Source organism: Streptomyces sp. NPDC005070 (genome assembly GCF_053600395.1).
In genome coordinates this window covers 16,779-28,492 of the sequence record NZ_JBSFZS010000102.1, presented here as the reverse complement: position 1 = coordinate 28,492, position 11,714 = coordinate 16,779, and the positions used below count along the sequence as shown (strand labels likewise).

The window sequence follows — 11,714 nt, the reverse complement described above, 5'->3', positions numbered from 1 at the left end:
ATTTTGAGAAAACCCCCGGACCGGGGATACCGGTCCGGGGGTTTTCTGCGTTCAGAATCATTTTCCCGCTCTCCGTTCACGGTCGGCTGATGGTCGGCGTGCCGACTTCCTGGTTCTATTAGCGGCGTTTACAGGCGGCCCGCGGACTTCAGCGCCAGGTAGGCGTCCGCAAGGGCCGGCGCGAGGTCGTCCGGAGTCGCGTCCACGACGGTGACGCCGCGACGCCGCAGCGTCTCGGCGGTGCGCTGACGTCCCGCCTCGGCCTGGGCCGCCGCCGCTGCCTCGTACACCGCGTCGATGTCTCCCCGGTCCTTCGCCATGCGTGCGACGTGCGGGTCCGCGACCGATGCCAGCAGCACCGTGTGGCGCTGGGTGAGGCTGGAGAGCACCGGGAGCAGGCCCTCTTCGACCGGGGCGGCGTCGAGGGTCGTCAGCAGCACGATCAAGGAGCGTCGCGGGGCCGTACGCAGGGCTGTCGCGGTCAGGCCGCGGGCGTCCGTCTCGACGAGCTCCGGTTCGAGCCCGGCCATGGCGTTGACCAGGGACGGAAGGACGTCGCCGGCCGCACGGCCCTGGACCAGGGCGCGTACCCGGCGGTCGTAGGCGAGGAGGTCCACGCGGTCGCCGGCGCGGGAGGCCAGGGCGCCGAGGAGCAGGGCCGCGTCCATGGAAGCGTCGAGGCGGGGCGCGTCGCCGACGCGGCCCGCGGAGGTGCGGCCGGTGTCGAGGACCAGAAGGATGTGGCGGTCGCGCTCGGGACGCCAGGTGCGTACGGCGACCGTCGTCCGGCGGGCTGTGGCGCGCCAGTCGATGGAGCGGGTGTCGTCGCCGGGAACGTACTCGCGCAGACTGTCGAACTCCGTTCCCTCACCGCGCGTCAGCACACTGGTGCGGCCGTCGAGTTCACGGAGCCGGGCCAGTTTGGAAGGGAGATGCTTCCGGCTGGTGAAGGGGGGCAGGACGCGCACGGCCCAGGGGACTTCGTGACTGCCCTGACGGGAGAACAGGCCGAGCGGGCCGAACGAGCGGATCGTGACACGGTCGGCCCGGCGGTCGCCCCGGCGTGTGGGGCGCAGACGGGTCGTCAGACGGCGGCGTTCGCCGGCGGGGACCGTCAGACGGTGGCGGGAGGCCTCGACCTCCGTGCCGGGTTCCCAACTGCTCGGCGGCCAGGCGTCCCTGAGGTGGCCGCGCAGGAGGCGGCCGGAGGGGTTGGTGACGGTGAGGGTGACGTCGGCGGACTCACCGAGGCGCACCGAGGTGTCCCCCGAGCGGGTCAGGCCCAGACGTCGTACGGGAGCCGCGAGGGCGGCGTCGCAGGCGCAGGCCAGGGCCAGGGGGACGTTCACGGCGAGGACGCCTGTCCAACTGGGCCCCCAGATGCCGACAGGGAGCGCGCCCAGGGCCGCCAGGAGAGCGGCGCGTCCGGTGAGTGCCATCAGCGGGGGACGGGGACGTGGGCGAGGATCGCGCTGATGACGGAGTCGGCCGTCACGCCCTCCATCTCGGCCTCGGGGCGGAGTTGCACACGGTGGCGCAGGGTCGGCAGGGCCAGGGCCTTGACGTCGTCGGGGATCACGTAGTCGCGGCCGGTCAGCCAGGCCCAGGCACGGGCGGTGGCGAGCAGGGCCGTCGCGCCGCGCGGGGAGACGCCGAGCGTGAGCGACGGCGACTGGCGGGTCGCGCGGCACAGGTCGACGACGTAGCCGGTGATCTCGGGAGAGACCGTCGTCTTGGCGACCGCGGCGCGGGCGGCTTCGAGGTCGGCGGGGCCCGCGACGGGGCGCAGGCCCGCGGCGCGCAGATCGCGCGGATTGAAGCCCTCGGAGTGACGGGTGAGGACGTCGATCTCGTCCCGGCGGGAAGGCAGCGGGATCGTCAGTTTGAGGAGGAAGCGGTCCAGTTGGGCCTCGGGGAGCGGATACGTTCCCTCGTACTCGACCGGGTTCTGGGTCGCGGCGACCAGGAAGGGCTCGGGCAGCGGCCGGGGTGTGCCGTCGACGGTGACCTGGCGTTCCTCCATCGCCTCCAGCAGCGACGACTGGGTCTTGGGAGGCGTGCGGTTGATCTCGTCGGCGAGCAGGAGGTTGGTGAAGACCGGGCCGGGCTGGAAGGAGAACGCGGCGGTGCGGGCGTCGTAGACGAGCGAGCCGGTGACGTCGCTCGGCATGAGGTCGGGGGTGAACTGGACGCGCTTGGTGTCGAGTTCCAGGGCGGACGCGAGTGCGCGGACGAGCAGCGTCTTGGCCACTCCGGGGACTCCTTCGAGGAGAACGTGTCCGCGGCACAGGAGGGCGACGACGAGGCCGGTCACAGCGGGGTCCTGGCCGACCACGGCTTTGGCGATCTCGGTGCGCAGGGCTTCCAGGGAGGAGCGGGCGGTGTCCGCGTCTCTGGTGTACCCGGTGTACCCGGCGTTGTCAGTGGTCGGGTCCATCATGAAATGCGTACCTCTCTTTCGAGGGCGTCGAGTTGGTCGGCGAGGGAGACGAGGGCCGCGTCGTCGCGGGGCGGCGGCCCGAAGAGGAGCGGGAGCAGGGCCTGTGGGTTGCCGTCGACGTGGGTGGCCAGGGCGGGGAGCAGGGTCTCGGGCGCGTGCGCCTGGGCCGGGGGTACGCCGATGAGGGGGGCGAGGCGGGTGCGGGTGGCGGAGCGGAGAGCGGCGGCCGCGCGGTCGCGGGCGGCGGCCTTGCGGTAGAGGCGGGCGCGGCCTTCGGCGGTCTCGGAGGCGCGGATCGCGACGGGAAGCCGTTCGGGTACGAGGGGGCCCATGCGGCGTGCCCGCCACAGTGCTGCCACGACGGCGGCGATGAAGAGCTGCAGGGTGCCCCAGAGCCAGCCCGAGGGGAGCAGGTCGAAGAAGCTCCGGCGGTCCGTGTCGGTGGCCGAGTCGTCGGAGAGCGAGGGGAGGTACCAGACCAGGTGGGTGCGGGAGCCGAGGAGTTGGAGCGCGAGCGAGGCGTTGCCCTGCTCGTCGAGACGGTCGTTGTAGAGGATGTCGGGGGCGCCGACCACGACGGTGTCGCCGCTTCCCGCGCGGGCCGGCACGCGTACGAGGGTGGCCAGTCCGTCGCTCGGGTAGCAGGTGTCGGCGTTCTTGGCGGTGGTGCCGTAGCGGATGCCGCCCGTGTCGGCGCTGCCTGCTCGGCGGGCGGCGGGCAGCCCGCAGCGGGGGGAGAGCGTCGAGTCGAGGCTGACCGCGGGGTCGGCGGTGACCTCGGGGGCGAGGGTGCCCAGGGAGGGCGATCCGGGCGAGATCAGGACCGTACGGCCGCCGGATTGTTCCGTCGCCGTGTGCAGGAGCGTCTGTTGACGCTTGGTCAGCAGGTCGGGGGACGTGATCAACAGGGTGGTGTCGGGGCCGGCCGCGGAGCGTGCCTCGCCGAGGGTGGTGACCACGCGCGTGGAGACTCCCCGGTCGGCGAGGAGCCGGGCGACGGCCTTGCTGCCGGAGGGGTCGGCGGAGCGCGGGTCGAGGCGGCCGTGCCGGGCGTCCGAGCGGACCGCGGCTATCGCGACACCGGCCGCCAGCAGGAGGACGAGCGCGAGGACGATTCCGCGCGTGCGGGTCCAGATCTGGCGGGTGGTGGGCGAGGACGAGGTGGGGGTGAGGGTGGCCTCGGTCATGAGGCGGCCCCCTGGTGGCCGTTGCGGGCCGTCTTCGGGTGCGAGCCGGCGGCGCTGTCCGTGAGGACGGGCCTGGTGCGCTCCAGGTCGTGGTCGAGTGCGGTGAGGTGCTGGTACGCGCGTGGGTCGCCGGTGCGGCCGCCGTACGTGATGTCGTCGAAGTCGCGTGCCGCGGCGCGCAGTCGGTCGGCGTGGGAGGGCAGGGGGCGGCTCGCCTCGGCGGCCGCCTCGTCGGCCGTGCGGCCGGGGCGGGGATCGAGCAGGGCGCGTTCCTCCAGGGACCGTACGACGGCGCGCATCCGTTCCTGGACGGCCTGGTTCCAGTGGCCCTGGGCGGCGTGTGCCTCGGCGGCGGCGCGGTGTTCGGCGGCGCTCCTGGGGCGGTCGTCGAAGAGGGCGGCGGACGAGGCGGGGGTCCGGTGCGGAGTGCCCAGGCGCCACCACAGGGCGGCCACGACCGCCACGACGGCGAGGACGATGACGACGAGTCCGAGTGTTCCGCCGGGTGTCGCGGACGAGGCGGCGCCGAACAATCGGTCGACCCAGTCCCAGAAGGCGTTCAGGGCGCGCTGGACGAGGCCGGGGTCGTTCTCGTGGTACATCCGCTTGGACAGTTCGCGTCTGGCCGCCTCCCGTGCGGCCTCGCGCGGTGTGGTCACCGGTGGTGTGTCGTCGCGGGACAGCGCGAGGACCGCTGTCGCACCGGTGTGCGGCCCCGCGAGTACCGCCGTGAGAACTCCCCCCGCCCCGTTCACCGCATCAACTCCCTGGTGTGGTGCCGGTGGTGCCGTATCCCTGGAGGCCGGCGGCCCGGGCCAGATCGAGGTCGAGGGCCTCGCGGCGGATGCGGCGGTCGATGTACAGGAGCACCGTGACGCCTGCGGTGATCGGGAAGGTGATCATGGATCCGATCACCGACCCGATGCCGCTGACGATGAGGTAGGTCCAGCCGAGGTCGCCGCCGGAGCTGTCGAGGAAGCCGGTCAGGCCGTCGCCGCTCAGTGCGGCGGCGAGGACGGCGAAGGGGATCACGACGATCGACTCCACGATGAAGGCGATGATCGCGGCGAGGAGCTGGATGCCGAACACCCGCCACCAGGAGCCGCGGACGAGTTTCGCGGAGCGGCGCATCGACTTCGTGATGCTCTGCTTCTCCAGCATCAGGGCGGGGGAGGCGAGCGAGAAGCGGATCATCAGCCAGAGGGTGACGACACCCGCGGCCAGGGCGCCGAAGACGGCGAGCGTGAAGCCGGCGTCGGCCGAGCCGCCCGCCATCACGAGCAGACCCGGCAGTGCGCCGGCGGTGAGGATCGCGACGGCGATGAGCGGGAGCAGCAGGGTCAGGCCGAAGAGCCGGGCGAGCTGGGGACGGGCGTCCCGCCACGCCTCGCCCGTGGTCACCGGCTTGCCGATCACGGCACGGCTGGTCACCGAGGTGAGCAGGGCCGTCGCGACGATGGTGCCGAGCAGGGTGACGAGCAGGACGAGACCGGAGCCGAGAAGGGCGTCGCCCATGGCCCGGCTCAGCTCGCCGACGGTGGCACTGGGGTCGTTGAGCGCCTCCGTGTCGGTGCTGTCCAGGACGAAGCCCTGGACCAGGATGATGGCGACCTGCGTGACGACGGCGACGGCCAGCGAGATGCCGAGGACCGTGCGCCAGTGGGCGCGCATGGTCGACACGGCGCCGTCCAGGATCTCGCCGACGCCGAGCGGGCGCAGCGGGATCACGCCGGGCTTGGCGGCGGGCGCCTGCGCGCCCCAGGTGCCGCCCCAGCCGCCGGGACCTCCGGGGGCGCCCTGTCCGGGGCCTCCCCAGCCGCCGTATCCGCCGCCCTGGCCGCCCGGCGGACGGCTGCCCCAGCCGGGGCCGGGCGCGGGGGGCGGCGGGGCCTGCGGGGGCCCCTGCGGGGCGGGCGAGGACCACTGACCGGGCGGGGGCTGCTCCTTGGACCACTTCGACGGCTGCTCGGGCGGATTCGCTCCGTCCTGGTCCGCGGGCCGCGGGGTGCCGGACGAGTCCGGCGTCTCTTCGCCGGAGGGGGCGGATCCGGGCGACGCCCAGCCCGGAGTGTCGTTCATCGTCGCTCCTTCACGGTGCCCGTCCCGCGGTCGCGGCGGCAGGTTGGCAGCCATCGTGTCACGGCGTGCCCGGCGAGGGACGGGCCCCCGTATGGGCTGCACACCTTCAATTGTCGGCCGGGTACGGGGCAGACTGGGCGAATGGCCGATCACTACGCGCAAGCCCGCGAGGACAGCGGACCGACGGAGATACCCGCGATCCGCTGGCACGAGCCGCCCGAAGGTCCCGTGGTGGTCCTTCTCGACCAGACGCGGCTCCCCGCGGAGGAGGTCGAGCTGGTGTGCACGGACGCGCCGGCACTGGTGGAGGCGATCCGTACGCTCGCGGTGCGCGGGGCGCCGCTGCTCGGGATCGCCGGTGCGTACGGCGTCGCGCTCGCCGCCGTACGCGGCTTCGACGTGGAGGAGGCCGCCCATGCCCTGGCCGGTGCCCGGCCGACCGCCGTGAACCTCGCGGTCGGTGTGCGCCGGGCGCAGGCGGCCCACCGGGCGGCGCTCTCGGCGGGCGGCGACGAGGCGGTGGCCGCGGCGGCCGCGCTGAACGCGGCGCGGACTCTGCACCGCGAGGACGCCGAGGCGAGCGCGCGCATGGCCGAGCGCGGCCTCGCGCTGCTCGACGAACTGCTGCCGGGCGGCAGCCACCGGGTCCTCACGCACTGCAACACCGGCGCGCTGGTCTCCGGCGGTGAGGGCACCGCGTTCGCCGTGGCGCTCGCCGCGCACCGGGCGGGGCAGTTGCGGCGGCTCTGGGTGGACGAGACGCGGCCCCTGCTGCAGGGTGCCCGGCTGACGGCCTACGAGGCCGCTCGCAGCGGCATGGCGTACACCCTGCTCACGGACAACGCGGCGGGCTCCCTGTTCGCGGCCGGGGAGGTGGACGCGGTGCTGATCGGGGCCGACCGCATCACCGCCGACGGTTCGGTGGCGAACAAGGTGGGGAGCTATCCGCTCGCGGTGCTCGCCAGGTACCACCATGTGCCGTTCATCGTGGTGGCGCCGGTGACGACCATCGATCAGGACACGCCCGACGGCGCGTCCATCGAAGTCGAGCAGCGCGCGGGTCATGAAGTGACGGAGATCGCAGCTCCGCAGGTCCCGGTGGCGGGCGTGGAGCCGGGAGGGGGTATACCTGTGGCACCCCTGGGGACCCAGGCGTACAACCCGGCGTTCGACGTGACGCCGCCGGAGTTGATCACGGCGATCGTCACCGAAGAGGGCGTTGTTTCGCCCGTGACGGCTGAGGCTCTCGCCGAGCTGTGTGACTTGTCACGCCAGGTAACGATTTAGTTAATGGGATGATGTCGTTTATGAAGGGACGAGTCCTTGTCGTCGATGACGACACCGCACTGGCCGAGATGCTCGGCATCGTGTTGCGTGGTGAAGGTTTTGAGCCGTCTTTCGTAGCCGACGGCGACAAGGCGCTGGCCGCCTTCCGCGACGCCAAGCCCGACCTGGTGCTCCTGGACCTGATGCTGCCCGGACGGGACGGCATCGAGGTGTGCCGCCTGATCAGGGCGGAGTCCGGGGTACCGATCGTGATGCTCACGGCGAAGAGCGACACCGTCGATGTCGTGGTCGGCCTCGAGTCGGGCGCCGACGACTACATCGTGAAGCCGTTCAAGCCAAAGGAGCTGGTGGCGCGGATCAGGGCGCGGCTGCGCCGTTCGGAGGAACCGGCACCCGAGCAGCTCTCGATCGGCGATCTCGTCATCGACGTCGCCGGTCACTCTGTGAAACGGGAAGGCATGTCGATCGCGCTGACGCCGCTGGAGTTCGACCTGCTGGTCGCTCTGGCGCGTAAGCCCTGGCAGGTGTTCACGCGTGAGGTCCTCCTGGAGCAGGTGTGGGGCTACCGGCACGCGGCGGACACCCGTCTGGTCAACGTGCACGTCCAGCGACTGCGCTCCAAGGTCGAGAAGGACCCGGAGCGCCCGGAGATCGTAGTGACCGTCCGAGGCGTCGGATACAAGGCAGGACCGAGCTGACATGTCATGGGACAGTGCCGCTTCGGCGTCCGCTGAGCTGGGGGATCGTTCGGGGCGGCCTGTCGGCCGGAAAATGAAGGGCTCCCGCTGGGAGCGGTTCTTCGAAGGAGGACTGCTCCAGGGCGGAGTCCAGGGCAGTCCGGTTCTCCGGCTGCTCATACGCTGGGTGCGCCGTCCGCTGCTGCCCGTGATGCGGCTGTGGCGGCGCAACATCCAGCTCAAGATCGTCGCGACGACGCTGCTGATGTCGATGGGCGTCGTGCTGCTGCTCGGCTTCGTCGTGATCGGGCAAGTCCGCAACGGTCTGCTGGACGCCAAGGTGAGGGCCTCGCAGAGCCAGGCCACCGGCGGTTTCGCGGTGGCCAAGCAGCAGGCGGACTCGGCGGTGACGGCCAACGGCGACGACCGTTCGGCCGCGGGCGGCCGGACGTCGAGGAACGTCAGCGCGTGGATGACCGACCTCGTCGTGTCCCTGTCCAGCGGTGGGCAGGGCGCGTTCGACGTGGTGACGCTCAACTCCACCGCTTCGGGCGACGGCAGCGGGGGCCTCGCACCGCGGTCCTCGGGCGCCGTCGACTCGACGGTGAGCATCCCCGAGAACCTGCGCACCCGGCTGGACAAGGGCACCTCGGCGGCGCAGAGCTACACCCGTGTCGTCTACAAGGACGGCAAGGAGTCCCAGCCGGCACTGGTCATCGGCAAGCAGGTCAGCGACCCCAACGGGGACGCTTACCAGCTCTACTACCTCTTCCCGCTGACGCAGGAGGAGAAGTCGCTGAGCCTGGTCAAGGGCACCCTCGCGACGGCCGGACTGTTCGTCGTGGTGCTCCTCGGGGCCATCGCATGGCTCGTGGTGCGCCAGGTCGTCACACCGGTGCGGATGGCGGCAGGGATCGCCGAGCGGCTCTCCGCCGGGCGCCTCCAGGAACGTATGAAGGTCACCGGCGAGGACGACATCGCGCGTCTGGGCGAAGCCTTCAACAAGATGGCGCAGAACCTCCAGCTCAAGATCCAGCAGCTCGAGGACCTGTCGCGCATGCAGCGCCGGTTCGTGTCCGACGTGTCGCACGAACTGCGCACACCTCTGACCACCGTGCGGATGGCCGCCGACGTCATCCACGACGCGCGCGTGGACTTCGACCCGGTGACCGCGCGGTCGGCCGAACTGCTCGCCGACCAGTTGGACCGCTTCGAGACGCTGCTCGCCGACCTGCTGGAGATCAGCCGGTTCGACGCGGGCGCGGCCGCGCTGGAGGCCGACGCGATCGACCTCAGGGAGGTCGTACGACGGGTGGTCGGCGGGGCCGAACCGCTCGCCGAGCGCAAGGGCACGCTCATACGTGTCGTCGGCGACCAGCAGCCGCTGATCGCCGAGGCGGACGCCCGGCGTGTCGAGCGGGTGCTGCGCAACCTCGTCGTCAACGCCGTGGAGCACGGTGAGGGCAAGGACGTCGTCGTCAAGCTCGCCGCTGCGGGCGGAGCGGTCGCGATCGCGGTCCGCGACTACGGGGTCGGGCTCAAGCCCGGCGAGGCGACCCGCGTGTTCAGCCGCTTCTGGCGGGCCGACCCGGCACGCGCGCGTACCACCGGCGGCACGGGTCTCGGCCTGTCCATCGCCCTGGAGGACGCACGGCTGCACGGCGGCTGGCTGCAGGCCTGGGGCGAGCCGGGCGGCGGTTCGCAGTTCCGGCTGACCCTGCCGCGCACGGCCGACGAGCCGCTCAGGGGATCACCGATACCCCTGGAACCCAAGGACTCCCGGCGCAACCGCGGACTCGACGACGCCGGGCTGCCGCACGGCGGCGCGACGAAGCGCGCCACGGTTCCCGTACAGCAGGCCGGGTCCGCCGCGGATCCGATAGCGCCGCGCGGGGCCATCGCCCCCCGGCTGGCCGGGGCCTCGCCCACGGCCGATCCGACGGCGCTGCCGGGCAACGGTGCCCGCGTGGTGCCCCGGCCCGCCGGAGCGCTGCGGCGCCAGGAGAAGACATCCGGCACCGGCCGGGAACGCACCGCGCAGGAGCGGGGGCGGGACGGCGAGACGCCGGAGGAGCTCGGACATGGGGAGGCATTTCGTGGGCGCTGACCGAGGGGGGAACGGCGTCCGCGGACGCCGTTCGGTGAGCGTCATGGTGTACGCCGGTTGTGGCGTCCTGCTGCTGGCGGGGTGCGCCTCGATGCCGGACAGCGGGGATCTGCGCGGGGTGGAGTCCACCCCGCGCCAGGACTCGCAGGTCCGCGTCTACGCCATGCCGCCGCATCCCGGCGCCTCGGCGGCGGAGATCGTCCAGGGCTTCCTGGAGGCGCTGACCAGCGACGACGCCAAGTACGAGACGGCCGGCAAGTACCTCACCGACAGCGCGCGCAAGACGTGGGATCCCTACCGTTCGACGACGGTCCTCGCGGGCGCGCCGGAGCCGGTGGGAGCGCCCTCGGGGACCAAGGAGGGCAGCCGCGACGTCCTGTTCCGGCTGAACGGCACCAAGGTCGCCACCGTGGACGCCCGGCACGCGTACGGGCCGGACTCCGGCCAGTACAGCGGATCGGTCCATCTGACCAAGCTCAAGAACAAGCAGTGGCGTATCGACGGCCTGCCGCAGGGCGTCGTGATGGGCACGTCGGACTTCCAGCGCAACTATGTGTCCGTCAACAAGTACTACTACGCGTCGAACGGGACCTCCGGGCCCGACCGCCCCCTGGGGACCGTCGCCGACCCGGTCTACGTGCGCGCGCAGGTGGACCCGATGACACAGATCGTGCGCGCCCTGCTGAAGGGGCCCACGAACTGGCTGGACCCGGTGGTCAGGTCGAGTTTCCCCTCGGGCACGGAACTGAAGAACAGTGACGTGTCGCTGTCGCCCGACGACCGCAACAGCGTCACGGTGCCGCTCAACAAGAGGGCCGACCGGATCGGAAGCGCCAAGTGCCGGGAGATGGCGGCCCAGATCCTCCTCACCCTCCGGGATCTGACCCCCACCGGCGTCGACGAGGTGGAGCTCCAGCGGTCGAACGGCTCGCAGCTCTGCGTGCTGACCAAGGCCAGGGCCGAGAGCGTCGCCTCGCACGGAACGGGCGAGCACCCGGAGTACCAGTACTTCATCGATCACGAGCAGCGGCTCGTACGGATGCCGGGCGGCAACCGCGACAAGAAGCCCGAGCCGGTGCCCGGTGCGCTGGGCGAGGGCGGCAAGAAGCTGCGGGCGGCCGCGGTGTCGCGGGACGAGGACACCGCCGCCGGGGTGTCGGCCGACGGCCGGAACCTGTATGTCGGGTCGCTGGTGCCGGGCGGTTCGCTCGCCGAGCCGGTGGTGCGCAGCCAGGGCAGGACGGCCGACGACCGGCTGACGACGCCGAGCTGGGACGCGCACGGCGATCTGTGGGTGGCCGACCGCGACCCGAAGAAACCCAGGCTGCTTCTGCTGCGCAAGGGCGCGGGCGAGCCCGTCGTCGTGCAGACGCCGGAGCTCGACGGGCGCATCGAGGCGGTGCGGGTGGCCGCCGACGGTGTGCGCGTCGCGCTGATCGTTGAGAAGGACGGCAAGAGCTCGCTGCAGATCGGCCGCGTCGAGCGGTCCGATGCCGGTGAGCCCGACGGCGCGTTCATCGTCGAACCGCGTTCCGTCGCGCCCCAGCTCGAGGAGGTCACGGCCATGTCCTGGGCCGGGGACAGCCGCCTCGTGGTGGTCGGCAGTGAGAAGGGCGGCGTCCAGCAGATGCAGTACGTCCAGGTCGACGGTTCCACCCCGCTGGGCACCTCGCCCTCCGTGCTGGCGAACGTCAAGGAGATCGCCGCGTCGGAGGACGAGCAGTTGCCGCTGGTGGCGCACTCGGAGGCGGACGGGATCGTGCGGCTGTCGGCGGGCGAGCAGTGGCAGAAGGTGGTCCAGGACGGGACGGCGCCGGTCTATCCGGGGTAGCGCCGTGTGCGTCTCAGGTGGGCTCGTCCGGTTTCCGGGCGGGCCCACCGTTCGTTTCGGGAGCCGTCCACAGGCGGTTCTCCGCGGTTTTCCACAGGGGTGGTCG

General features: G+C 72.1%; 9 protein-coding genes. 4 read left to right on the top strand and 5 right to left on the bottom strand.

All coding sequences use genetic code 11. The annotated features are described in order from the left end of the window. Positions 1 to 128: 128 nt before the first annotated feature. The 5 genes from ACWEBX_RS28325 to ACWEBX_RS28305 are packed head-to-tail and all read right to left on the bottom strand — an operon-like array spanning position 129 to position 5,706. Entirely contained in the window at positions 129 to 1,439 is a 1,311-nt protein-coding gene (locus tag ACWEBX_RS28325) for a DUF58 domain-containing protein (protein ID WP_451887626.1), read from the bottom strand. Continuing rightward, on the bottom strand, positions 1,439 to 2,437 hold the full coding sequence (locus ACWEBX_RS28320) for an AAA family ATPase (RefSeq protein ID WP_451887625.1): 999 nt from the start codon (positions 2,435 to 2,437) through the stop codon (positions 1,439 to 1,441). Before ACWEBX_RS28320 ends, ACWEBX_RS28325 begins: the two co-directional genes overlap by 1 nt. Further along, positions 2,437 to 3,627: a DUF4350 domain-containing protein gene (locus tag ACWEBX_RS28315; RefSeq protein ID WP_451887624.1), complete on the bottom strand. Its 1,191-nt coding sequence runs from the start codon at positions 3,625 to 3,627 to the stop codon at positions 2,437 to 2,439. Before ACWEBX_RS28315 ends, ACWEBX_RS28320 begins: the two co-directional genes overlap by 1 nt. Further along, the gene (locus ACWEBX_RS28310) at positions 3,624 to 4,382 is read right to left on the bottom strand and encodes a DUF4129 domain-containing protein (protein WP_451887623.1); all 759 of its coding nucleotides are present in this window, start codon (positions 4,380 to 4,382) and stop codon (positions 3,624 to 3,626) included. Before ACWEBX_RS28310 ends, ACWEBX_RS28315 begins: the two co-directional genes overlap by 4 nt. Positions 4,383 to 4,386: 4 nt before the next feature. Continuing rightward, positions 4,387 to 5,706: a glycerophosphoryl diester phosphodiesterase membrane domain-containing protein gene (locus ACWEBX_RS28305; RefSeq protein ID WP_451887622.1), complete on the bottom strand. Its 1,320-nt coding sequence runs from the start codon at positions 5,704 to 5,706 to the stop codon at positions 4,387 to 4,389. A gap of 141 nt (positions 5,707 to 5,847) precedes the next feature. On the opposite strand from ACWEBX_RS28305, the gene mtnA reads away from it, so the two are divergent. The 4 genes from mtnA to ACWEBX_RS28285 are packed head-to-tail and all read left to right on the top strand — an operon-like array spanning position 5,848 to position 11,608. Then, on the top strand, positions 5,848 to 6,993 hold the full coding sequence (gene mtnA, locus ACWEBX_RS28300) for an S-methyl-5-thioribose-1-phosphate isomerase (RefSeq protein WP_451887621.1): 1,146 nt from the start codon (positions 5,848 to 5,850) through the stop codon (positions 6,991 to 6,993). Positions 6,994 to 7,001: 8 nt separating this feature from the next. Continuing rightward, entirely contained in the window at positions 7,002 to 7,691 is a 690-nt protein-coding gene (gene mtrA, locus ACWEBX_RS28295) for a two-component system response regulator MtrA (RefSeq protein ID WP_192582811.1), read from the top strand. A 1-nt stretch (position 7,692) separates the two neighbouring features. Next, positions 7,693 to 9,777, top strand: coding sequence for an MtrAB system histidine kinase MtrB (gene mtrB, locus ACWEBX_RS28290; protein WP_451887620.1), 2,085 nt, complete (start codon positions 7,693 to 7,695; stop codon positions 9,775 to 9,777). Between the two features lie 43 nt (positions 9,778 to 9,820). After that, the gene (locus ACWEBX_RS28285; protein WP_451887619.1) at positions 9,821 to 11,608 is read left to right on the top strand and encodes an LpqB family beta-propeller domain-containing protein; all 1,788 of its coding nucleotides are present in this window, start codon (positions 9,821 to 9,823) and stop codon (positions 11,606 to 11,608) included. Positions 11,609 to 11,714 lie beyond the last annotated feature (106 nt).